This window comes from Psychrobacillus vulpis, assembly GCF_006861825.1.
In the GTDB taxonomy this organism is placed as follows: domain Bacteria; phylum Bacillota; class Bacilli; order Bacillales_A; family Planococcaceae; genus Psychrobacillus; species Psychrobacillus vulpis.
On sequence record NZ_VDGI01000003.1, the window covers coordinates 191802 to 216838 of the forward strand.

General features: G+C 35.9%; 25 protein-coding genes. All 25 read left to right on the forward strand.

What is annotated here, in order from left to right; genetic code table 11:
- Positions 1-2: 2 nt before the first annotated feature.
- Positions 3-1112 carry a protein-glutamate methylesterase/protein-glutamine glutaminase gene (locus FG384_RS04920; protein WP_142641471.1) on the forward strand — a complete coding sequence of 370 codons (1110 nt, stop codon included), beginning with the start codon at positions 3-5 and terminating at the stop codon, positions 1110-1112.
- A 14-nt stretch (positions 1113-1126) separates the two neighbouring features.
- On the forward strand, positions 1127-3181 hold the full coding sequence (locus FG384_RS04925; protein ID WP_142641472.1) for a chemotaxis protein CheA: 2055 nt from the start codon (positions 1127-1129) through the stop codon (positions 3179-3181).
- Positions 3182-3214: 33 nt separating this feature from the next.
- Complete coding sequence (locus FG384_RS04930) at positions 3215-3670, forward strand: chemotaxis protein CheW (protein WP_142641473.1); 456 nt, start codon at positions 3215-3217, stop codon at positions 3668-3670.
- A gap of 3 nt (positions 3671-3673) precedes the next feature.
- Positions 3674-4303 carry a chemotaxis protein CheC gene (locus tag FG384_RS04935; RefSeq protein WP_142641474.1) on the forward strand — a complete coding sequence of 210 codons (630 nt, stop codon included), beginning with the start codon at positions 3674-3676 and terminating at the stop codon, positions 4301-4303.
- A gap of 1 nt (position 4304) precedes the next feature.
- Positions 4305-4802 (forward strand): chemotaxis protein CheD, encoded by a 498-nt coding sequence (locus FG384_RS04940; protein ID WP_142641475.1) that lies wholly within the window; start codon positions 4305-4307, stop codon positions 4800-4802.
- Positions 4802-5095 (forward strand): hypothetical protein, encoded by a 294-nt coding sequence (locus FG384_RS04945; protein ID WP_142641476.1) that lies wholly within the window; start codon positions 4802-4804, stop codon positions 5093-5095. The genes FG384_RS04940 and FG384_RS04945 overlap by 1 nt, the downstream gene beginning before the upstream one ends.
- A gap of 368 nt (positions 5096-5463) precedes the next feature.
- Positions 5464-6237, forward strand: a complete 774-nt coding sequence (locus tag FG384_RS04950) for a FliA/WhiG family RNA polymerase sigma factor (RefSeq protein WP_142641477.1) — start codon at positions 5464-5466, stop codon at positions 6235-6237.
- A gap of 165 nt (positions 6238-6402) precedes the next feature.
- Positions 6403-6705 (forward strand): RNA polymerase subunit sigma, encoded by a 303-nt coding sequence (locus tag FG384_RS04955; protein ID WP_142641478.1) that lies wholly within the window; start codon positions 6403-6405, stop codon positions 6703-6705.
- Between the two features lie 8 nt (positions 6706-6713).
- Complete coding sequence (locus tag FG384_RS04960) at positions 6714-7196, forward strand: DUF6115 domain-containing protein (protein WP_142641479.1); 483 nt, start codon at positions 6714-6716, stop codon at positions 7194-7196.
- A 149-nt stretch (positions 7197-7345) separates the two neighbouring features.
- Positions 7346-8065: a 30S ribosomal protein S2 gene (gene rpsB / locus FG384_RS04965; RefSeq protein WP_142641480.1), complete on the forward strand. Its 720-nt coding sequence runs from the start codon at positions 7346-7348 to the stop codon at positions 8063-8065.
- Positions 8066-8154: 89 nt separating this feature from the next.
- Positions 8155-9039, forward strand: coding sequence for a translation elongation factor Ts (gene tsf / locus FG384_RS04970; protein WP_142641481.1), 885 nt, complete (start codon positions 8155-8157; stop codon positions 9037-9039).
- Positions 9040-9303: 264 nt separating this feature from the next.
- Positions 9304-10029: a UMP kinase gene (gene pyrH, locus FG384_RS04975; RefSeq protein ID WP_142641482.1), complete on the forward strand. Its 726-nt coding sequence runs from the start codon at positions 9304-9306 to the stop codon at positions 10027-10029.
- Positions 10029-10586: a ribosome recycling factor gene (gene frr / locus FG384_RS04980; RefSeq protein ID WP_142641483.1), complete on the forward strand. Its 558-nt coding sequence runs from the start codon at positions 10029-10031 to the stop codon at positions 10584-10586. Before pyrH ends, frr begins: the two co-directional genes overlap by 1 nt.
- Before the next feature lie 296 nt (positions 10587-10882).
- The gene (locus tag FG384_RS04985) at positions 10883-11677 is read left to right on the forward strand and encodes an isoprenyl transferase (protein ID WP_142641484.1); all 795 of its coding nucleotides are present in this window, start codon (positions 10883-10885) and stop codon (positions 11675-11677) included.
- Positions 11674-12465, forward strand: a complete 792-nt coding sequence (locus FG384_RS04990; RefSeq protein ID WP_142641485.1) for a phosphatidate cytidylyltransferase — start codon at positions 11674-11676, stop codon at positions 12463-12465. Before FG384_RS04985 ends, FG384_RS04990 begins: the two co-directional genes overlap by 4 nt.
- Before the next feature lie 17 nt (positions 12466-12482).
- Complete coding sequence (gene dxr, locus FG384_RS04995) at positions 12483-13631, forward strand: 1-deoxy-D-xylulose-5-phosphate reductoisomerase (RefSeq protein WP_142641486.1); 1149 nt, start codon at positions 12483-12485, stop codon at positions 13629-13631.
- A 45-nt stretch (positions 13632-13676) separates the two neighbouring features.
- A complete protein-coding gene (gene rseP, locus FG384_RS05000; protein WP_142641487.1) occupies positions 13677-14936 on the forward strand; it encodes an RIP metalloprotease RseP in 1260 nt (419 codons plus the stop codon).
- Between the two features lie 272 nt (positions 14937-15208).
- Entirely contained in the window at positions 15209-19528 is a 4320-nt protein-coding gene (locus tag FG384_RS05005; RefSeq protein WP_142641488.1) for a PolC-type DNA polymerase III, read from the forward strand.
- A gap of 360 nt (positions 19529-19888) precedes the next feature.
- Positions 19889-20368 (forward strand): ribosome maturation factor RimP, encoded by a 480-nt coding sequence (gene rimP, locus FG384_RS05010; RefSeq protein WP_142641489.1) that lies wholly within the window; start codon positions 19889-19891, stop codon positions 20366-20368.
- A gap of 22 nt (positions 20369-20390) precedes the next feature.
- Positions 20391-21521 carry a transcription termination factor NusA gene (nusA, locus tag FG384_RS05015; RefSeq protein ID WP_142641490.1) on the forward strand — a complete coding sequence of 377 codons (1131 nt, stop codon included), beginning with the start codon at positions 20391-20393 and terminating at the stop codon, positions 21519-21521.
- A 19-nt stretch (positions 21522-21540) separates the two neighbouring features.
- The gene (gene rnpM / locus FG384_RS05020; RefSeq protein WP_142641491.1) at positions 21541-21819 is read left to right on the forward strand and encodes an RNase P modulator RnpM; all 279 of its coding nucleotides are present in this window, start codon (positions 21541-21543) and stop codon (positions 21817-21819) included.
- Positions 21816-22136 (forward strand): YlxQ family RNA-binding protein, encoded by a 321-nt coding sequence (locus FG384_RS05025; RefSeq protein WP_142641492.1) that lies wholly within the window; start codon positions 21816-21818, stop codon positions 22134-22136. Before rnpM ends, FG384_RS05025 begins: the two co-directional genes overlap by 4 nt.
- Positions 22137-22140: 4 nt before the next feature.
- Complete coding sequence (gene infB / locus FG384_RS05030; RefSeq protein WP_142641493.1) at positions 22141-24366, forward strand: translation initiation factor IF-2; 2226 nt, start codon at positions 22141-22143, stop codon at positions 24364-24366.
- Positions 24366-24644, forward strand: coding sequence for a DUF503 domain-containing protein (locus tag FG384_RS05035; RefSeq protein WP_142641494.1), 279 nt, complete (start codon positions 24366-24368; stop codon positions 24642-24644). The genes infB and FG384_RS05035 overlap by 1 nt, the downstream gene beginning before the upstream one ends.
- A gap of 23 nt (positions 24645-24667) precedes the next feature.
- On the forward strand, positions 24668-25018 hold the full coding sequence (gene rbfA / locus FG384_RS05040; RefSeq protein WP_142641495.1) for a 30S ribosome-binding factor RbfA: 351 nt from the start codon (positions 24668-24670) through the stop codon (positions 25016-25018).
- Positions 25019-25037 lie beyond the last annotated feature (19 nt).

Here is a 25037-nt window from a genome sequence, read left to right on the forward strand (position 1 = left end):
CGATGGAGCTGTTGCAAAAAAAGAAACTTCTGATTGTCGATGATTCTGCCTTTATGCGGAAGCTAATAACAGACTTCTTCAGCGAAAGTAAGCTTATTGAAGTTATTGGGATTGCAAGAAATGGGAAAGATGCCATTCAAAAAATAAAATCTCTTCATCCAGATGTAGTAACAATGGATGTAGAAATGCCAGAAATGAATGGTTTAGATGCACTAAAACAAATTATGTCTGAAACTCCTGTTCCAGTAGTTATGTTATCAAGTACTACACAACGAGGTACAGAGAGTACGCTTCTTGCGATGGAATCTGGGGCAGTTGACTTTATTGCAAAACCGAGTGGAACGATCTCATTAGATTTACATAAAATTAAAGAAGAGTTAGTAGAAAAAGTTGAAAATGCAGCAAATGTTTCCATTACAAAAATGAAAAAAACTTTTAGCAAGAGTGAAACAAAATTAGCAAGTAGTTTTGTGGATAATAACGTGATAGAAACTATTCAAACTTCGATTACGAAAGTGCAAAGTTGGAATAAAACCAAGAAAAATATGGTATTAATTGGCACTTCTACAGGTGGACCAAGAGCACTTCAAGAAGTAATTACAAACCTTCCAAAGGACATAAAAGCCCCTGTGCTTATTGTTCAACATATGCCGGCAGGATTTACAAAATCTCTAGCAGATCGACTAAATCAATTGTCAGAGATAGAAGTAAAGGAAGCGCAAAATGGTGATATTTTACACGATGGACATGCATATATAGCTCCTGGAGGATATCATTTACGAATAAAAAGAACTGGAAATGTTTATACAATTGTTTTAGATAATATAGAGCCACCTAGAGCTGGGCATCGTCCATCAGTAGATGTTCTATTTGAAGATAATAGTAATTTTAATGATTTTGATAAAATAGCTGTCATTATGACAGGGATGGGTTCTGATGGAGCCAAAGGATTGCAAAAATTAAAGGAAAACGGAAATGTAGTTGCAATTGCAGAATCAGCAAACACATGCATCGTTTACGGTATGCCAAAAGCAGCCGTGGAAACCAACTTGGTAAATGAAGTAACTGATCTAGAAAATATAGCAAAAGTAATTAAACAATACTTGCCTTAAAGGGGTGCTAATTAATGGATACGAACCAATATTTAGAAATGTTTATAGAAGAAAGTAAAGAACATTTACAAGCTTGTAATGAACATTTATTAGAACTAGAAAAAAATCCATCAGACATTGCTATTGTAAATGAAGTTTTTCGATCTGCTCATACATTAAAAGGTATGTCGGCGACAATGGGTTATGAAGATATCGCCAACTTAACTCATAAAATGGAAAATGTTTTAGATATCATTCGAAATAATGGATTGCAGGTAACTCCTGAATTACTAGATGTTGTATTTATAGCAGTTGATCAATTAGAGGAAATGGTATTAGATATTGCCGCGGGTGGAGACGGAAAGTTGAACGTAGCAGATACTGTTCAAAAGCTTCATTTGATTGAAACAGGTGAAGAAGTTCCTGTAGCAGCTACAATTGTTGAAGCGAAAGTGGAAGCAGAAACGTCTCAGGATAATTGGTTATCCTATGATGATTATGAGTTAACAGTAATTCAGCAATCATTTGAGCAAAATTATCAGACTTATGAAATTTCAGTAGAATTGAGAGAAGATTGTCTTTTAAAAGCGGCTCGAGTTTATATGGTTTTTGAATTATTAGAAAAAATGGGAGACGTCATTAAATCTTCCCCGCCAGTTGAAAAGTTGGAAGATGAAGAATTCGACAACTTATTCTATATCGCACTTGTTACCAATGAACCTAAGGACGATGTACAAAAGAAACTTATGAAAGTTTCAGAAGTAACAGAAGTTAAAGTAATTCCAGTTACTATTGAACAATTAAAAAATCGTCAAAATAATGCATTAGACTTAGTGGAAGAAAAACTACAAAAAGAAGTGCATAATGAGGCAAAAGCAAATATAACTAAATCACAACCGACTGAAGCTGAAAAGTCAACTCCGTCTAAAGGTCAAACAGCAGGGAACAAAACAATTCGTGTAAATATTGAACGTTTAGATATTTTGATGAATTTATTTGAAGAGCTTGTAATTGATAGAGGACGACTTCAATCTATCTCGGAGGATTTGAGTAATAGTGAATTAGATGAAACAGTCGAACGAATGTCACGTATCACTGGAGATTTACAAAACATTATTTTAAATATGCGTATGGTTCCTGTAGAAACAGTATTTAATCGTTTCCCACGGATGGTACGACAATTAGCAAGAGATCTCAATAAGAAAATTAATCTAGAAGTTATTGGGGCAGAAACAGAACTTGATCGTACAGTCATTGATGAAATTGGAGATCCACTAGTTCATCTAATTCGAAACTCTTTAGATCATGGAGTAGAAAGCCCAGAAATCCGAAAAGCAAACGGTAAACCAGAAGAGGGAACAGTTGTTCTTCGAGCATACCATAGTGGAAATCATGTCTTTATTGAAATTGAGGACGATGGAGCAGGGATAAATCGCCAAAAAGTACTGAAAAAAGCTATCTCAAAAGGAATTGTATCCGAAGAAATGGCTACTACTTTAACCGATAAACAAGTAGCTGAGCTAATACTATCTTCAGGTTTTTCGACTGCGGATGTAATTTCAGATGTTTCAGGTCGTGGTGTAGGTTTAGATGTTGTGAAAACAACGATTGAGTCTCTAGGTGGAACAATTGACATTACTTCAACAGAAGGAAAAGGATCGTTATTTTCCATTCAGCTACCATTAACATTATCCATTATTTCTGTCATGTTAGTGGAACTTGGAGAAGAAATTTATGCAATTCCATTATCGTCCATAATAGAAACTGCTATCATTCGATCTTCTGATATATTAAATGCACATAATCAGAAAGTAATTGACTTCCGTGGAAAAGTTGTTCCATTAGTATTTTTAGAAGATGTGTTTGATGTACCAAAAGAAAGTAATGAAGATGAATTCCATTCAGTAGTTCTTGTACGTAAAGGAGATAAGCTTGCTGGATTAGTTGTAGACTCATTTATTGGCCAACAAGAAATTGTATTGAAATCACTTGGAACATACTTGACTAGTGTATTTGCTATTTCAGGAGCAACTATTTTAGGGAATGGTAAAGTCGCACTAATTGTTGACTGTAATGCATTGATAATTTAAGAGTAATTCTCTTTGGAAGGATGCGTAATCTATATGACAGAAACTGTGGATGTTAAAAATTTAAAAGTTGTTGTTTTTCAATTAGCGGATAAAGAATATGTAATTCCTGTAAGTCAAGTGCAAGGCATTGAAAAATTAATTCATATTACACGTGTACCTAAAACACCTTCATATGTAAAAGGTGTCATTAATTTAAGAGGTGTCGTAACCCCTATTATCGATTTAAAAAACCGCTTTGGTCTTGGGGAGAGTGTATTAAACGAATCTTCCAGAATTATAATTATTACATTAGAAGATATGCACGTAGGCGTAATAGTAGATTCTGCTAACGATGTATTAGATATTCCAATGGATGCAATTGAGCCTCAGCCAGAAGTAGTTGGAGGATTAGAGCAAGATTTTATTGCAGGTGTAGCAAAACTAGACAGTCGTTTGTTAATACTTCTCCATTTAAATCTTGTATTAAACCCAATAAAGTCAGGTGTTTAAGCTATGTATGAGAAAAATATCACTTCTATGCATTTAGATGTATTAAAAGAGATAGGAAATATAGGTGCTGCGCACGCAGCTACATCATTATCCACACTATTGAATAAGAAAATAGATATGAAAGTTCCAAAAGTCGAAATGGTAACTTTTGATGAAATGATGGATCTCGCAGGTGGGCCAGAAAATGTTGTGGCTGGAATCTATCTTCGTATTGAAGGAGATGTTACTGGTAGTATGTTTTTTGTGTTGCCAGTTGAACAAGCTAATCGTTTTATTAGAAGGTTAGTTCAAGATGAGCATTTTGATTTTCAAACTGGAGAAATTTCTGATATTGGTGCATCTGCAATGCAAGAACTCGGTAATATTCTTTCAGGTTCTTATTTATCGGCTCTTTCTGATTTCACACAGCTGAAAATCTATCCTACCGTTCCTGCGCTAAGTGTAGATATGGTAGGAGCAATTATTAGTTTTGGTTTAGTAGAAGTTTCTCATGTAAGCGATTATGTAATTGTAATCGATACAGCAATTAATGAGGAAGATGTACCGAACGAAGAAAGTGTAAGAGGACACTTTTTCTTATTACCTGATCCTGAATCATTTGAAGCTATTTTTAATGCATTAGGAGTAAACTAGTATGATTGGACAAGGACAAGTAGTCAAAGTCGGTATTGCGGATATGAACATTGTAAAATCACCGAATACAATTAGAACTTCTGGTCTTGGATCATGTGTTGGTGTTGTTCTTTATGATGAAAAATCACAAACAGCAGGATTAATCCATGTAATGTTACCAGATTCTAGTTTGGGTAGAGCGGAAAATATCAATATAGCGAAATTTGCAGATACAGGTATTTCGGCAATGGTAGAACAACTTAAATTAGAAGGTGTACAACCGTATAAATTGCGTGCGAAAATCGCTGGAGGAGCACAAATGTTTCAATTTACCTCAAGTAAAGACACGATGCGAATTGGACCCAGAAACGTTGAAGCAGTAAAAGAACAGTTGAAAAAATTTACAATTCCGATTATATCCGAAGAAACAGGTGGTAACAGTGGAAGAACGATAGAATTTAATCCTTCCACAAGTGTGTTAAATATCCGAACTGTTAACCAAGGGGTGAGAGAAATATAATGGTAGGAACAATTCTATCAAACTTTTGGGCTGCACTCTTTGCTTTTAGTATTTACTTTTTTTCCACTTATCCTTTTATTAATGCTGTAAATATTTTATTCAATGCAAGTGTAATTGCTATTATTGTATTTTTTGTCACTTTTATAATACGTGCTATTATTGCTTTTGTAATGGAAACACCCGTTGTATCAAGAGAAATAATTGGTTCATCTAATGTAGTAGGACATTCCCAGACTCCTTCATCAGAAGAAATGGCGAAAGTTATTAAATCTATGCTGAATGAAGACGAATAATATTTATACGTAGGCTCCTTGAAAACGCCTAGTAGTCAATACGTGTCAAGTAACGATGAATGTTGCGTTTCTTTGGCAGTAAGAGGGGGTCGAATATTGTTTCGACTCCCCATTTTTTATAAAATAAGAAACTATAAACTTTTTTACTCAGTATGGATCCAGCTCCAGCGCCTAGCCCCTCGAGGTCAAATAACCTTCCCCATTGAAGTCAAAGAACGACTTCTTTGGGGAAGAACATTTGCTCCTGCGCAAGCTCGTCGCAGCAAAAGAGCGTGCTTGTCGGGGCAGACAAAGGCGCTTGCGCATTTCATATATTAATTTGTTATAATAAACATATACATACGATATATTCGGAGAGGGGGACAATTGTGGGAAAACATAATTCGACAGAAGAGCAACTTCTTTGGGAAAAATGGATAGAAAGCAAAGATCCTCAAGCTGGAGATTTACTAATACGTAAATATACACCACTTGTTACCTACCATGTTCAACGTATTGGTGCAAGTATCCCTAAAAATATATCTAGAGACGAACTTAAAAGCCTAGGAATGATGGGTTTATTTGATGCTCTCAATAAATTTGATTATTCGAGAGATTTGAAATTTGATACATATGCTTCATTTAGAGTTAGAGGAGCGATAATTGACGGATTAAGGAAAGAAGATTGGCTTCCAAGATCTTCTCGTGAGAAAGCGAAAAAACTAGAATTGAAAATTGAAGAACTTGAACAAAGATTGATGAGACATGCTACTGCAGAAGAAATTGCAGACTTTGTAGAAATGCCAGTAGACGATGTATATCAAACTGTTCAAGAGCATTTTTTTTCTAATGTTTTGTCCATTGATGAGCAACTACAGGATAATGAGGAAATGGAAAGTAAATCATTCGTTATTAGGGATGATACACAGAAAACACCAGAGCAACAAATGGTTAAACGAGAATTGCTTCATGATCTTGCCAATCAAATCCACTTATTAAACGAAAACGAACAGCTAGTTTTGAGTCTTTTTTATACAGAAGAGCTAACCCTTACAGTGATTGGTGAAATGCTTGGGCTATCTACTTCAAGAATTTCGCAAATCCATTCAAAAGCTTTATTCAAATTAAGAAAACTATTAGTAAATGAAATGATAAATGCCTAAAAAGCGAAAGCGCCTTAGTAAGCTCTTGAGGGGCTAAGCGCAAAAGCGAATGAACATAGTTATCAACCTTATGTGAAGAATCGTTAGTTATATTAAGGATATCGTGCAAAACAATATCTTAAACGAGAGAATACATATTCTTAAAATAGTAAAGGGGCAGATGAAATGAGCCTAAAAGGTGTCGAACTTCAAATTGCAATTCCTAAAACATTTGATGCGGGAAAAGTAGCAGACCAACTTCAACAGCAAAATTCTGTGAACCAAGCAAACGCTCAAGCTGCCTCCGAAAGACAATTAGAAAAAAATAGAGAAACAGTTACCAAATCGAACAATACAGCAGAAGCTCATTTGACAGATGGTGAAAGAGATAAAGAAGAGCAAGAACGAAAAAAACGTGAAAAAAAAGAACAAGAACAGAAACAGGCCAAGCATCCCTTCAAAGGAAATTTTGTAGATTATAGTGGATAGGAGTAATTATGACATCTATCGTATTAGTAATTTTGTTTTTACTACAATTAATTAGTTTTTATGTAATAGCTTTGTTATATTCGAAGTTGAGTAAATTAAATGACATAGAAAAAAAACAAGACCAAGTTTTAGCAGAAATGGAAGATTCTTTTGTAGCTTATATAGCAGAAATAAAGGATGAAAATAATCGACTTTTACAAGAATTGAGAAATACTGAAAAATCGATTGCAGCATCTACTGTTGAAATTGTTCCTAAAGCAACGAATGAGAAAGAGCCATTTACTTTTGAACAACCTAAATCGTATGTGTCTAAAGTTCTTGCCGCTAACAGCTATCTAAAATCGGTAGCATCGAAAGAGAAAAAAAATCCTGTTACAATTCAAGAAAAAGTACTCTTTTATGAAGAAGAAGGAAAAAGTATTGATGAAATAGCAAAACTTTTGCAAATAGGTAAAACAGAAGTGGAGCTTTTCCTGAAATTTAAAAACTAATAGTTGAAAGTGTTAAATATGTATGGTATATTACAATACGGTATGAATACACACGCAGTTCGGATGGAATTAGCAGGTGCTCTATTTATAGAGTTGCTAATGAAAAATGATGAATGCGGAAGACTAAACCAAACTAGGAGGAAATAATCATGTCAGTAATCTCTATGAAACAATTACTTGAGGCTGGTGTACACTTTGGTCACCAAACTCGCCGTTGGAACCCAAAAATGAAAAAATTCATTTTTGTTGAACGTAACGGAATCTACATCATCGATCTACAAAAAACGGTGAAAAAATTAGAAGAAGCTTATGACTTCATGCGTCAAGTAGGTCAAGACGGTGGTAAAGTTCTATTTGTTGGAACTAAAAAACAAGCTCAAGAAGCTATTAAAGAAGAAGCTGAACGTTCTGGTAACTACTACATCAACCAACGTTGGTTAGGTGGTACTTTAACTAACTTCGGTACTATTCAAAAACGTGTAGCTCGTCTAAAAGCGATTGAAAAAATGGAAGAAGACGGTACTTTCTCTGTACTTCCTAAAAAAGAAGTTGTTCAACTTAAAAAAGAACATGAGCGTCTTGTTAAATTCTTAGGCGGTATCCGTGATATGAAAGCTATTCCGGATGTAATGTTCGTAGTTGACCCACGTAAAGAGCGTATTGCTGTAGCAGAAGCTCGTAAATTGAACATTCCATTAGTAGGAATCGTTGATACAAACTGTGATCCAGATGAAATCGACTATGTTATTCCTGCAAATGACGATGCAATTCGCGCAGTAAAATTATTAACTGCTAAAATGGCGGATGCATTACTTGAAGCAAGACAAGGTGAAGACGAAGTAGCTCCAGCTGAAGTTGCTGCTGAGTAAACACATGTAAGTAACAGGTGATAAGCGGCCAAACCACTTATCACCTTTTTTTGAGACATTGAATTTATTTGTACTAGGAGGAATATAAAATGGCAGTTACAGCACAAATGGTAAAAGAATTGCGTGAAAAAACTGGCGCAGGTATGATGGATTGTAAAAAAGCATTAGTTCAAACAGACGGTAATTTAGAAGCAGCAATCGACTTTTTACGTGAAAAAGGTCTTTCTTCTGCAGCTAAAAAAGCAGATCGTATTGCAGCAGAAGGTACTACTTTTATTCAAGTAGAAGGAAACAAAGCTGTATTATTAGAAATGAATGCTGAAACAGACTTCGTTGCAAAAAACGAAGCATTCCAACAATTAGTACTACAAGTAGCTTCACATTTATTAGCAACTGAGCCATCTTCAGTAGAAGAAGCTTTAGCTTCTACAATCGAAGAAGGGGTTACAGTAGAAAATGCTATTTCTAACGCTGTAGCAAAAATCGGAGAAAAAATTACTCTTCGCCGTTTTGTTATCGAAACAAAAACAGATGCTGATGCATTTGGTCCTTACCTTCACATGGGTGGACGTATTGGTGTTCTAACAGTACTTGAAGGTTCTGATAACGAACAAGCTGCGAAAGATGTTGCAATGCACATTGCTGCATTAAACCCAGCTTACATTTCACGTGATGAAGTATCTGCTGAAGAAGTTGAGCGTGAGCGTAAAGTATTAACAGAACAAGCGTTAAATGAAGGTAAACCTGAAAATATCGTTGCGAAAATGGTAGAAGGTCGTCTTGGAAAATACTTCGAAGATGTTTGCCTATTAGACCAAACTTTCGTTAAAAATCCAGATCAAAAAGTTCGCGTATTCGTTGAATCAACTGGTGGCAACTTAAAATCATTTACACGTTATGCTGTTGGTGAAGGTATTGAAAAACGCGAAGATAACTTTGCAGAAGAAGTAATGAGCCAAGTTAAAGGTAACTAATTAGAAATGCGGAAGACGCCGTTTAGCTGCGACAAGCAAATGACGGTTTCCGAGGAGGCAGTTCCTCAGCCACCGCAGGAAATTGGCATTTGACCTCGAGCGGCTGGCGTCTGCAGCTGGACAGTTACTAAATAGAAAAGTATTTCTGTAAAATTAATAAAGTGAAGAATCTTTCGAAAAGTATTTTTCACTAAATAGACAAAACTACTAGGGAGCACGTAATTTGTGTTCCCTATTTTTCAAGAAAAGAGATGGAGGATACCTATGAGCACACCACAATACAAAAGAATCGTTTTAAAATTAAGTGGCGAGGCGTTAGCTGGAGAAAAAGGTTTCGGACTATCACCCGATATTATTAAATCTGTAGCAGAGCAAGTAAAAGAAGTAGTTGAACTAGGTGTAGAAGTTGCAGTAGTAGTAGGTGGAGGAAATATTTGGCGAGGTAAAGTAGGAAGCGAAATGGGTATGGATCGTGCGACAGCAGATTATATGGGTATGCTTGCTACTGTTATGAATTCACTTGCATTACAAGATTCACTTGAGAAATCAGGTATTGAGACACGTGTTCAAACTTCTATTGAAATGCGTCAGGTTGCAGAGCCATACATACGTAGAAGAGCAATTCGTCATTTAGAAAAGAAACGAGTAGTTATTTTTGCTGCTGGAACAGGAAATCCTTACTTCTCAACAGATACAACTGCAGCACTTAGAGCGGCAGAAATCGAAGCAGATGTTATTTTAATGGCTAAAAACAATGTGGATGGTGTTTATTCTGCTGATCCAAAAACCGATACAACAGCAATAAAATATGATGAACTTTCATTTATTGAAGTGATTCAACAAGGTTTACAAGTGATGGATTCAACAGCTTCTACATTATGTATGGACAATGATATCGCACTTATTGTATTCTCAATAATGGAAAAAGGAAATATTAAAAGGGCTGTTCTAGGTGAAACGATAGGTACAGTCGTTAGGAGGAATTCATAATGCCGAAACAAGTAATTGAGCAAACGAAGGATAAAATGGCAAAAACGATACAAGTTTATAGTCGAGAGCTTGCTTCCATTCGAGCTGGTCGTGCAAATGCATCATTGCTTGACAAAATTTCAGTAGATTATTATGGTGCACCAACTCCACTTAATCAAATGGCTGGTATTTCAACTCCAGAAGCACGATTAATAACAATCCAACCATATGACAAATCAATTCTTGGTGATATCGAAAAAGCTATTATGAAGTCAGATTTAGGTATCACACCTACAAATGATGGTTCAATTATTCGTATCGCAATACCTGCTCTAACAGAAGAGCGTCGTAAAGATTTAGTAAAGCAAGTGAAAAAAGAAGCGGAAGAAGCAAAAGTTAATATTCGAAATGTTCGCCGTGATGGTAATGATGATCTGAAAAAACTTGAAAAGTCTGGAGATATTACAGAAGACGATTTAAGAAATTATACAGAAGAAATTCAAAAACTTACTGACTCTAACATTGATAAAATCGATGCAATTACGAAAGAAAAAGAAAAAGAAATTATGGAAGTTTAAGTTTTGAACTTTCTGTAGGGAAAAGGCGTCCTTTTAGTGGGACGTCTTTTTAAATTAATGAGGAGAGTATAAACAATTTCCTCAAGCATCCTTTGAGAAGGGAAAGCTTAACTTTTTTACTCAGAAAATTGCTCAGCTCCAGATGCCATCTACTCTTAAGGTTATACATCGAGGTGGAATCATGAGCAACATGGCGGATTCTGCAGCTTTTCCAAATTTCAATGCAGTAATATAAGAAGAAATTTGATATGATAGGATATATATGTTCCGAATTGGTTTAAAGTGGAGGATTCAGTATGCTAAAAAAACTTATTCGTAAAAATGAACAAACGATAAGTAACGATTTAATGAAGAGAAAAGAAATAGCTCAACAAGAACAATTACCAGACCATATTGCAATTATTATGGATGGAAACGGAAGATGGGCGAAAAAAAGATCCCTACCACGTGTTGCTGGTCACTATGAAGGTATGAAAACTGTAAAGAAAATAACACGGTTTGCCAATGAAATTGGGATAAAGACGCTAACACTCTACGCTTTTTCTACAGAAAATTGGAAAAGGCCTAAGTTAGAAGTGGATTTTTTAATGCGTCTTCCTGAGGAGTTTTTAGGAACATATTTACCCGAGTTGATTGAACAAAATGTTCGTGTAAAAATGATGGGAAATATTGAAACCTTACCTGAACATACTAAAAGAGCAGTTATGAAAGCAATGGAAAGAACAGCGAGCAATGATGGACTAATATTAAACTTTGCTTTGAATTATGGTAGTAGAGATGAAATTGTGCAAGCTGTCCAAAAAATAGTGAATGAAGTGCAAGAAGGAAAAATTTCTACAGATACTGTTTCAGAAGAACTGATTGACAATTATTTAATGACGAAAGATTTATCCGAACCTGACTTGCTTATTCGTACAAGCGGAGAAGTTCGTCTAAGTAATTTTATGCTTTGGCAGCTTGCTTATACAGAGTTTTGGTTCACAGATACGCTATGGCCTGATTTTGATGAAGCTTGTTTGATGGATGCGATTGAAAGCTATCAAAAAAGAAACAGAAGATATGGTGGCCTTAAGGGGGAAGAAGTTAATTGAAACAACGTATTATAACGGGGGCAATTGCTTTTGCATTGTTTGTACCGATTGTATTGTTAGGGGGACCCGTTTTTAACATCGTAATTTATTTGATGGCAACTATTGGGTTATTTGAGCTTTTAAGAATGAAGGGTATTAAATTAATTTCGATTGCTGGACTTATATCAATACTACTTTTATTCCTATTGTTAATCCCTTCATCTATTACAACTGATTTATTACAAGTAACTGGACATACGAAACTAGAGTGGCTATTTGTAGCAATTTTTCTAATGCTTATTTATACAGTATTAGTGAAAAATCGATTTACATTTGATGATGCTGCTTTTGCAATTATGGCCTCATTATATGTAGGGATTGGTTTTTATTATTTTATAGAAACTAGAGAAATTGGATTAACATATGTAGTATTCGCCTTACTAGTAGTATGGACAACCGATTCAGGTGCTTATTTTACTGGTAGAAAAATAGGGAAAAGAAAGCTATGGCCGGATATCTCACCAAATAAAACGATAGAAGGCTTTATTGGAGGAATTGTTTGGGCAATTATTGCTGCCTTCATCCTTCAATGGATTACTCCATTTAGCTCTTCTTATCTCATTTTAGTGGGAATAACGATAGCTGCTTCTATTTTTGGACAGTTAGGTGACTTGGTAGAATCGGCCATAAAAAGACATTATAATGTAAAAGATTCAGGTAAATTGTTGCCTGGACACGGTGGAATTTTAGATCGTTTTGACAGTTTACTTTTTGTCATTCCGTTATTGCACTTTTTACATTTTGTATAAGGAGAAGACATTAAATCATGACAAAAAGAATAAGTTTATTAGGAGCAACAGGTTCTATTGGAATACAAACATTGGATATAATTAAAGAACATCCGAATCAGTTTCAATTAGTTTCTTTTTCTGCTGGTAAAAATATCGAAGAGACTCGAAAAATTTTGAAACAGTTTCCAGTGGAAGTAGTTTCTGTTTCTCTTGAAGAAGACGCTCGTCAATTACAAACGGAATTTCCGAAAGTACAAGTTTTTTTCGGGGATGAAGGATTAGTTCAAGTGGCTGCAAATACAAATGCAGATGTTCTTGTAAATGCGGTTCTTGGGAGTGTTGGTTTAAACCCAACACTAGAAGCGATAAAAAAAGGAATAACAATAGCTCTTGCAAATAAAGAGACGCTTGTTACTGCAGGTCATCTTGTTATGAAAGCAGCAAAAGAAAATAATGTTCCAATATTACCAGTAGATAGTGAGCATTCTGCACTTTTCCAAGCAATGAATGGAGAAAGGAAATCTGAAATCTCTAAGATAATCATTACTGCTTCAGGCGGAAGCTTTCGTGATCGCTCAAGAGAAGAGTTACGAAATGTGACGGTAAAGGATGCTTTAAATCATCCAAACTGGTCAATGGGTGCGAAAATAACGATTGATAGTGCTACGATGATGAATAAGGGATTAGAAGTAATTGAGGCACATGTGTTATTTGATACTTCTTATGATGATATTGAAGTTTTACTACATAGAGAGAGCATTATTCACTCCATGGTTGAGTTTCAAGATACAAGTATCATTGCACAGTTAGGAACGCCTGATATGAGAGTTCCGATACAATATGCATTATCTTATCCGAACCGATTAGATCGTTCCAATGCCAAAAGATTAAACTTAGTTGAGATTGGTAAGTTACATTTTGAAGAAATGGACTATACAAGATATCATGCTTTAAAACTTGCTATCGATGCTGGTAGAGCTGGTGGGACAATGACTACCGTATTAAATGCTGCAAATGAAGCAGCAGTTGCCTTATTTTTGCAAGAGAAAATTGCATTTCTAACAATTGATGAATTAATTGAACGAGCGATGAATGAACATGTTAACATTTCTAGTCCAGATTTAGAAACGATTTTAACTGTCGATGCTAATACAAGAAAAAACGTTCAAAACATGATAAAATGAGGAAATAATGTAGGATAAGCTGTTTTACTATAAAGGTGGGGTATGATGGAAACGGCCATTGCGTTTATTATTATATTTGGTAGTATTGTTTTTTTTCACGAACTAGGGCATTTTATTTTTGCGAAAAGAGCAGGAATAATGGTGCGAGAGTTTGCTATTGGTATGGGACCGAAAATTTATGGAATGACAAAAGGCGAAACAATGTACACCATTCGATTATTGCCGATAGGTGGATATGTTCGAATGGCTGGGGAAGACTTGGACTCTGTCGAACTTCAGCCAGGTTATCGATTAGGTATACATCTAAATGTTAACGATGAAATAGATCAAATTGTATTAAATCAAAATAAGCAATTTCCGGACATGCTTTTCTTAGAAGTCGAGAAATCAGACTTATCGAAAGAAATGTATATCGAGGGATATGATGAGGAAGAGAAGTTAGTCCGATATAAAGTAGCACGAAATGCTGTACTAAATGAGAATGGCAAGGAAACATTCATTGCACCATTTGATCGTCAGTTTGGATCTAAAACAGTTGGTCAAAGATCGATGACCATTTTTGCAGGACCACTATTTAACTTTGTATTATCATTTTTCATCTTTTTATTAATAGGATTACTCCAAGGAGTTCCAACTTATGAACCGGTCATAACAACAGTAGTAGCTGACAGTCCGGCAGCGCAAGCAGGGATGAAAGATGGAGATTTAGTAACTAAAATAAATGGAAATTCCATTTCTACTTGGGAAGAACTGTCTGAGGAAATAAAACTAAGCCCAAATGAAAAAATGAATTTTACAGTAAATCGTAATGGACAATTAATAGAAATTCCGATGACACCAAAAGAAGTTACTTCTGGTAAAGAAAAAGTTGGCCAAATTGGTGTTCAATATGTTAGTCCACTAGAAAAAAATCCGATTAAGGCAGTAGCTTTCGGAGCCGAACAAACGTATGAATGGACAAAACGTATATTTACTTTATTGGGTACTTTGGTATCAGGTAATTTTTCAATTGATGATTTATCAGGTCCTGTGGGTATTTATAAAGCGACTGAAGAAGTTGCTCAATCAGGTGTATATAATTTAATGCACTGGGCAGCTATATTAAGTATTAACTTAGGTATTATGAATCTGTTGCCGCTTCCAGCACTTGATGGTGGGCGACTTTTATTCTTCTTATTTGAAGCTATTCGCGGAAAACCAGTCGATAAGCAAAAAGAAGGAATGGTACATTTTGTTGGAATCATGCTTCTAATGGTATTGATGGTAGTAGTAACGTGGAATGATATACAACGGTTTTTCTTTTAACCTTAAGTAGTAGCGCGTTCAAATGTCTACTATTGACCTACGTCGGAAGTGTCACAGGTTTTGTTTAGAAGTTTACCTTGCAAGCAATCTGGACGCAAATACGCTAAGGTAATTTTGATAAGGAATTATAAGAAGGGGAAGTTCGATAAAGTGAACTTTCCTTTCTTTTTCTTGGTGTAGGGATTTATAAGATTTTTACTTATATAACCCATGTTAATTTCCGTCGGATGTGTTTGTGTTTTTGGACGTAAAGTATTAAGGGGGGATTCACTATGATGCAAGATGGCAAGACAAGAATGCATATATTATTACAACAACTTGAATTAACAGATGATTCTTTCGTTAAGCATTTCGAAAATGCCTCCATCACAAGATTCACAGTCCATAAAAAAATTAGACAATGGCATTTTCATATTCATTGTTCTTTTATTCTTCCAATCGATGTATACACTATTTTTAGAAAAAGAATGGAAGAAAAGTTTGCTGGTATTGCAAGCGTTCATTTAACTATTGAAAGTGAAGTTACAGAAGTATCAGATGCTCAAATAAAAGAGTATTGGTTTCCAGTTATGAATGAATTAAGTGATATGGCACCACCATTGAAGGATCGTCTTCTTCAACAACAACCAGAGTGGAATGGACAAACAATTCAACTAACATGTGGACAAGAACTCGAGCTTCGTACATTTAAAAAGAAATATGTAGAACAATTGGCAGATACTTATGTTAGCTTTGGTTTCCCGAAAATGGCAGTTGATTTTCGATTGGTCGAAGATACACAAGCGCTAGCAGAGGCGCAACTTGCTTTTTTAGAACAACGAAAGTTAGAAGAAGAGGAACTAGGAAAGAAAGCATTAGTAGATTTACAAAAGAGAGAACAAGGTCGTCAAGAAAATGGGTCAGATGGGGCAGCAGAAGGTCCGTTCCAACTGGGTATTCCGCTTAAGAAGGAAGAACCTATTATGGAAATACGTCAAATTCAAGACGAAGAACGAAGAGTGACAATTGAAGGATTTGTCTTTGACGTTGAAGTAAAAGAGTTACGAAGCGGTAGGTCACTTTTGACGGTGAAAGTGACCGATTACACAGATTCTATCCTTGTGAAAATGTTCTCACGAGATAAAGAAGATGCGCAGATGATGGAACGATTGAAAAAAGGTATGTGGATAAAGGTAAGAGGGTCTGTTCAAAATGATACATTTGTACGCGATTTAATCATTATGGCACAAGACATGTGCGAGATTAATCCGGTCCTTCGTTTTGATACAGCAGATGAAAAGCGTGTTGAATTGCATTTACACACTCCAATGAGTCAAATGGATGCTGTATCATCAGTCAGTTCTCTTGTTACTCAAGCGGCTAAATGGGGTCATAAAGCAATAGCGATAACAGATCATGCAAATGTCCAATCTTTCCCAGAAGCTTTTGCAGCAGGGAAAAAGAACGGTATAAAAATCTTATATGGTTTAGAAGCGAATCTTGTTCACGACGGAGTTCCTATAGCTTATGATGAACAACATATTCAATTGGAAGACGCAACATATATTGTGTTTGACGTTGAGACGACAGGATTATCTGCGACTTATGATAAGATTATTGAGCTTGCTGCAGTAAAAATGAAAAATGGTAACATCATTGATAAGTTTGAACGATTTGCCAATCCTCACCATGCATTGTCTGCTACTACCATTGAGTTAACTGGAATAACGGATGACATGGTACGTAATGCGCCTGAAATTGAGCAGGTTATTCAAGATTTTTATGAATTCATTGGAGATGGAATAATTGTAGCTCATAATGCCTCTTTTGATATGGGCTTTTTATATGAAGGATACCGTCGATGTGGAATTGATCATTTTACACATCCAGTCATTGATACATTAGAATTAGCAAGATTTTTACACCCAGAATTAAAAACTCATCGACTTGGCTCATTAGCCAAAAAGTTTAACATTGAATTGACACAAGCGCATCGAGCTATATTTGACTGTGAAGCAACAGGATATTTACTTTTACATTTATTAAAGGAATCCTCAGAAAAGGATATATTATTTCATGATGATTTTAATAAACATATAGGTCAAGGAGATTCCTATAAAAGGGCTAGACCATCACATTGCACAATTTTAGCTGTCAATGAAGAAGGACTAAAAAACTTATTTAAATTAGTTTCTCTATCACATATTTCCACATTCTATCGTGTTCCTAGAATTAAGAGGTCTGTATTGCAAAAACATCGTGCAGGTCTTATTATCGGTTCGGGTTGCGACAAAGGGGAAGTATTTGAAGGGCTAATGCAAAAACCTTTGGAACAAGTTGAGGAAATTGCTAAGTTCTATGATTATTTAGAAATTCATCCAAAAGAAGTTTACTCTCATTTACTCGAGCTAGAACTAGTACGAGACGAATGGAATTTAGAAGATATCATTCGAAAGATGATCAAATTAGGGAAAAAACTAAATTTACCTGTTGTAGCTACAGGTAATGTACATTACTTACATGAAAATGACGCGATCTTTAGAAAGATATTAGTGAACTCTCAAGGTGGAGCAAATCCATTAAACCGTCATGAATTACCTAAAGTACATTTTCGAACAACAAATGAAATGTTAGATGCCTTTTCATTCCTAGGTGATGAATTAGCAAAGGAAATAGTTGTAACAAACCCACAAAAGATTGCTGATTCAATAGAGGATATTAAGCCAATTAAAGATGATTTATATACACCTAAAATCGAAGGTGCAGATGAAGAAGTAAGGACTCTAACTTACGCTAAAGGAAAAGAAATTTATGGAGAAAATCTTCCTGAAATAGTAGAAGCACGTATTGAAAAAGAGTTAGCTTCTATTATTGGACATGGATTTGCTGTTATCTATCTAATATCACATAAGCTCGTAAAAAAATCGCTCGATGATGGATATTTAGTTGGATCCCGTGGTTCGGTAGGTTCTTCATTAGTTGCAACTTTAACCGAAATCACAGAAGTAAATCCGTTACCACCACATTATGTATGTCCAAATTGTAAGCATTCCGAGTTTTTCCAAGATGGTTCTGTAGGTTCTGGTTTTGACTTACCAAACAAAAACTGTGAAAAATGTGATATTCCTTATGTAAAGGATGGACAAGATATACCGTTCGAAACTTTCCTTGGATTTAAAGGGGATAAAGTACCGGATATTGATTTGAACTTTAGTGGAGAATATCAGCCAACAGCGCATAATTATACGAAAGTTCTTTTTGGTGAAGATAATGTTTTCCGAGCTGGAACAATAGGTACGGTTGCAGAAAAGACCGCATATGGATATGTTCGTGGATATACGAATGATAATAATTTAACATTGAGGGGAGCGGAAATTGATCGCTTAGTACAAGGTTGTACAGGAGTTAAACGTACAACTGGTCAGCATCCAGGGGGAATTATAGTTGTTCCTGACTATATGGACATATTCGATTTCTCGCCTATTCAGTTTCCAGCAGATGCACAAGATTCTGAATGGAAAACAACGCATTTTGACTTCCATTCCATACATGATAATTTGCTGAAGCTTGATATTCTTGGACATGATGATCCAACGGTTATTCGTATGCTTCAAGATTTATCTGGAATTGATCCAAAAACGATTCCTACAGATGATCCAGAAGTGATGAAAATTTTTAGTGGTACTGAATCTTTAGGGGTAACAGAAGAACAAATAGATTGTAAAACAGGTACACTTGGTATTCCAGAGTTTGGAACTCGGTTTGTCCGTCAAATGTTGGAAGAAACGAAACCTTCCACTTTTTCGGAGCTCGTACAAATTTCGGGACTTTCTCATGGAACCGATGTATGGCTTGGAAATGCACAAGAACTTATTCAAGATGGAACTTGCCAACTATCAGATGTAATCGGTTGTCGGGATGATATAATGGTTTATTTAATCTATCAAGATCTCGAACCTTCATTAGCATTTAAAATTATGGAATCAGTTCGAAAAGGAAAAGGCTTAACTCCTGAATTTGAAGCAGAAATGAAAGCAAAAGGAGTTGCAAACTGGTATATTGAATCATGTAAAAAGATCAAATATATGTTCCCGAAAGCCCATGCTTCTGCTTATGTATTAATGGCAGTTCGTATTGCATATTTCAAAGTGCATTTTCCAATACTATATTATGCAGCATATTTGACTGTTCGAGCATCTGATTTCGATTTAATATCCATGATTAATGGTTCTCAAACGATTCGAGCGAAGTTGGATGAGATAAACGCAAAAGGTTTAGAAGCATCTACAAAAGAAAAAAGCTTAGCGACAGTATTAGAGATCGGATTAGAAATGTCGGAACGCGGAATCAAACTGCAAAAAGTTGATTTGTACAAATCTAAAGCAGCTGAATTTACGATTGAAGGAAATACCCTTATTCCTCCTTTCGATGCAATTCCAGGATTAGGAACGAACGTTGCAATCCAGATTGTCAAAGCAAGACAAGATGGAGAATTTTTATCAAAAGAGGACTTACAGCAAAGAGGTAAAGTTTCAAAAACAATTATTGAATACATGGATGCAATGGGTTGTTTAGAAGGGCTTCCAGACGCCAACCAGCTTTCTTTATTTTAAGTAATTTAGATTTGATCTATACTACTAGTTCTAGTGAAAATAGAGAAAGAATGATGTCGCTAGCGGTATATAAGCGCTTACGCTTTCCTCATGAATTTGCATGAAAATGATTAGTATGGTAATATAAAAACTACCAATGTTTCATAGTTCTGTGACGAAAGAGTGGGATTTCCCGCTCTTTTCTGTTGTTATCTAGGAATAATGAAAATTACACAAGTAGTAAACTTACTACAAGTGTTCTACGTCCAGACTCCAGCGTATAGACCTCCAGTATAGATAATAGTAAATCTAAGATACTGAGCTAGGCGCTTTCGCTTTTATTCTTATATATATAAAATCATTAATGTGTAGGAGGCTTGTATGAGTAATATCACTAGTAAAATTGAAGAGCTTGTAACGCCGATTTTGCAAGAGTTAAATTTAGAACTTGTAGATATTGAATATGTAAAAGAAGGTCGCGATTGGTTTCTAAGAATCTATATTGATACGCCAGCTGGTGGTATAGATATAGAGCAATGTGCTCAAGTTAGTGAAAAACTAAGCGAAAAATTAGATGTCATCGATCCAATCACGGAAAACTATTTCTTAGAAGTCTCATCTCCAGGGGCTGAACGTCCATTAAAAAAAGATGCAGATTTTCTCCAAGCAGTTGGAAAATACATTTTTATTAAAACGTACGAGCCTGTAAATGGTGCCAAAGAATTTGAAGGGACATTACTTTCTTATTCTGTAGAAGAAGGTGCATTAATAGAAGTACGTGTAAAAACTAGAAGAGTTAAAATTCAAATTGATAAAGAGAAAATTGCGCTTGCTCGTTTAGCAATCGATTTCTCTGCATAATGTATATTGAGGAGTGATAGCTATGAGTAGTGAATTATTAGATGCGTTAACTGCGCTCGAAAAACAAAAGGGAATTTCAAGAGATGTATTAATAGAAGCAATTGAGGCAGCTCTTGTTACAGCTTATAAAAGAAATTTTAATCAAGCGCAAAATGTTCGTGTAGATATCAATTTAGCTAACGGGTCTATGCTTGTATATTCTAGAAAAGATGTAGTGGAAGAAGTGGCAGATGACCGTTTACAAATATCTTTAGAAAATGCAAAAGCAATCAATCCACTTTACGAAGTTGGTGATATTGTAGAGGAAGAAGTTACTCCTCGTAACTTTGGCCGTATTGCTGCACAGACTGCTAAGCAAGTGGTAACACAAAGAGTAAGAGAAGCAGAACGTGGTCTAATTTATGAAGAATATGTTGATCGTGAAGACGACATTGTCAACGGGATTGTGGAACGTTTAGATGCACGTAATATTTACGTAGGCTTAGGTAAGGTAGAAGCTGTGTTACCGGTTAATGAGCAAATCCAAACAGAAACTTTTCGTCCTCATGACCGAATTAAAGTATATATAACAAAAGTAGAACGTACTACGCGCGGACCACAGGTTTTTGTGTCTAGAACGCATCCAGGATTACTTCGTCGCTTATTTGAAATGGAAGTACCTGAAATTTTCGAAGGAATCGTTGAGATTAAATCAATTGCTCGAGAAGCTGGAGATCGTTCTAAAATTTCCGTTTTTGCACATAATGAAGAAATAGATCCAGTTGGTTCATGTGTAGGAGCAAAAGGTGCTCGTGTACAAACAATTGTAAATGAATTAAGCGGTGAAAAAATCGATATCGTTGAGTGGTCAGAAGATCCAGTAGTTTTTGTTGCAAATGCACTTAGCCCTTCAAAAGTGCTAGATGTACAAGTAAACGAGGAAGAAAAATCTACAACTGTTGTAGTTCCAGATTACCAACTTTCATTAGCTATCGGTAAAAGAGGACAAAATGCACGCCTTGCTGCTAAATTGACTGGTTGGAAAATTGATATAAAGAGTGAGACAGATGCAAGAGAATTAGGAATCTATCCAAATGAAAACTCTCCTGAAGTTGTATTAGAGAGCTTAGATGATGATATGGATGACTTTGACTTCTATAAAGATGAAGAGTAAGCAAGGGTGGTGAGCTTGTATGGCTATTCAAAAGAAAATTCCATTACGTAAATGTGTTGCAACAGGTGAAATGTTTCCTAAAAAAGAAATGATTCGCATTGTTCGCTCAAAAGAAGGAGAAGTATCTGTCGATTTAACAGGCAAAAAATCAGGCAGAGGTGCTTATGTTTCGAAAACAATCGAAGCAGTCAATCAGGCAAAAAAGAAAAATTCACTTGGCAATCATTTAGAATCGCCAATTCCAAATGAAATATATGATGAGTTAATCGTCATTATAGAGAGAGAAAAACTAAAATGACAATCGAGCAACAAATAATGCAACTACTTGGCCTTGCGACTCGAGCTAGGAAGACAATTTCTGGCGAAGAGTTAGTAGTAAAAGAAATAAGAAGCAATAAAGCAAAGCTTGTTATACTTGCTTCAGACGCTTCTCAAAATACAGCAAAAAAAATAAATGATAAATGTGCATCTTTTAACGTTGAGCTGCATGTCTTTGGAGACCGGCACGATCTCGGACATGCGACGGGAAAAGAGGCCAGGGTGGCAATAGCCATTATGGATGACGGTTTCGCTAAAAAACTGTCCGGCCTTCTCAACGAATTTAACCGGGGGTGAGCTAATGACTAAAATCAGAGTTCATGAGTACGCGAAACAAATAGAAAAATCAAGTAAAGAAGTTATTGAGCAACTAGGAAAACTTAATATTCAAGTGACTAACCATATGTCAATGCTTGAAGGAGACGCTGTCCAAAAATTAGATAGTGTTTATAAAAAATCAGTGGAGCAGACGAAACAATCAGCTCCATCACAATCTAAACCAGCTGGGCAAAATGATCGCACAAACCGTCCAACAAATAATAATAGCCAAGGACAAGTAAAACCTGCACAAGGAAATACTAACCAAGGCACAAACAATCAATCAAAAGATAAAAAGTCTTTCAATAATAATAATCGACCAGGTGGACAAAATAGACCGGGCGGACAAAACAGACCAGGTGGACAAAATAGACCGGGGCAAAGACCTCAAAAAAGAAGAAAAGGACCAACAACTCCTGTTCAACCACCAGTACCAAGAAAAGAAAGAGAGCTTCCTGCAAAAATTACTTTTACAGAATCTTTGACAGTAACTGAACTTGCCAAAAAACTTGGTCGTGAGCCTTCAGAAATTATTAAAAAACTGTTTTTACTTGGAGTAATGGCAACAATTAACCAAGAACTTGATAAGGATGCAATTGAGTTAATTTGTGCAGACTATGGAGTAGAAGTAGAAGAAGAAATTAAAATCGATATTACCGATTTAGAAGTACATTTCGAATCTTCTGAAGAAGACGAAGCGAATTTAAAAGAACGTCCACCAGTTGTTACAATTATGGGACATGTTGACCACGGTAAAACGACACTTTTAGACTCGATTCGTAACACAAAAGTTACTGCTGGTGAAGCAGGTGGTATTACACAACATATTGGTGCATACCAAATAGTTGATAATGGTAAGAAAATTACTTTCCTTGATACTCCTGGACATGCGGCGTTTACAACAATGCGTGCACGTGGAGCAAAAATCACAGACATTACAATTCTTGTAGTTGCAGCGGATGATGGTGTGATGCCACAAACAGTAGAAGCGATTAACCACGCGAAAGCTGCGGAAGTACCTATTATTGTTGCTGTCAATAAAATGGATAAACCTTCTGCAAATCCAGATCGTGTTATGCAAGAGTTAACAGAGCATGGATTAGTGCCAGAAGCATGGGGTGGAGAAACAATTTTCGTTCCAATCTCTGCATTGAAAGGCGAAGGAATCGACAATCTTCTTGAAATGGTATTATTAGTTTCTGAAGTTGCGGAATTAAAAGCAAATCCAAAACGTCTTGCATTAGGTACAGTTATTGAAGCTCAGTTGGACAAAGGTAGAGGTTCAGTTGCTACATTATTAGTACAAGATGGTACATTACGCGTTGGAGATCCAATCGTAGTAGGTCATGCATTTGGTCGCGTACGTGCAATGGTAAATGATCTTGGTCGCAGAGTGAAAGATGCAGGTCCTTCTATGCCGGTAGAAATTACAGGTTTAAGTGAAGTACCACAAGCAGGAGATCGTTTCGTTGTATTCGAAGATGAAAAAACTGCACGTCAAGTTGGGGAAACTCGTGCTTCACAAGCTCAGGTAAACCAACGTTCTGAAAAAGCTCGCGTGACATTAGACAACTTGTTTGATCAAATGAAACAAGGTGAAATGAAAGAATTAAACTTAATAGTTAAAGCGGATGTTCAAGGTACTGTGGAAGCAATGGCTGCTTCTCTTATGAAAATCGAAGTAGAAGGTGTAAATGTTCGTATCATTCACACTGGTGCAGGGGCAATTACAGAATCAGATATTAGTCTTGCAGCAGCTTCGAACGCTATTGTTATCGGATTTAACGTTCGTCCTGATATTAATGCAAAACGTGCAGCAGACCAAGAAGGCGTAGATATCCGTCTACACCGAGTTATTTATAAAGTAATCGAAGAAATTGAATTTGCGATGAAAGGGTTACTTGATCCTGAATTCAAAGAGAAAATTATCGGTCAAGCAGAAGTTCGTGAAACATTTAAAGTATCTAAAGTGGGTACAATTGCAGGTTCTTATGTAACGGAAGGTAAAATTACTAGAGACAGCGGTGTACGTATTATTCGTGATTCAATCGTTATCTTTGAAGGCGAATTAGATACTTTAAAACGCTTCAAAGACGATGCAAAAGAAGTAGCAAAAGGGTACGAATGTGGTATTACGATTAAAAACTTTAATGATATTAAAGAAAATGACATTATCGAAGCATATGTAATGGAAGAGATTAAACGATAATGATTGTATACGCAGAGTGTGAATACATCATTTCTACTGCACATTCCTTAAAAGAAAAAAGAGCAGTTCTTCAAAGTATGCTCACTCGTACGAAACAGAAATTCAATGTTTCTATAGTGGAGTTAGATCACCAAGATGTATGGCAGCGGACTTGTATTGGCATTGTTACAATTTCTTCAGACAAACTTGCTGCAGAACGAGAGCTCATGCATGCCATTCGTTATTTGGATTCTAACCCCGAATGGGAACGGACTGAAACAAGAAAAGAATATTTATAGACAGAATATGAGGTGAAGCCATCATGTCGATGCGCGCAAACCGAGTTGCCGAACAAATGAAAAAAGAGTTAGGCGAAATTATTGTCCGAAAACTAAAGGACCCCCGCATTGGTTTTGTTACTGTAACGGATGTAGAGGTTACGGGTGATCTTCAACAAGCTACTATTTATATAACTGTACTTGGTGGAGAAACAAAACAAGAGGATACATTAAAAGCTTTAGAAAAAGCAAAAGGGTTTATTCGCTCTGAAATAGGACAACGAATTAGACTTCGTATTACGCCTGAACTATTATTTAAATTTGATGAGTCTGCAGCTTACGGAAATCGTATAGATGATTTATTGAGAAATCTTAACAAATCATCAGAAGAATAAACAGAAAACGAGAAGTCTG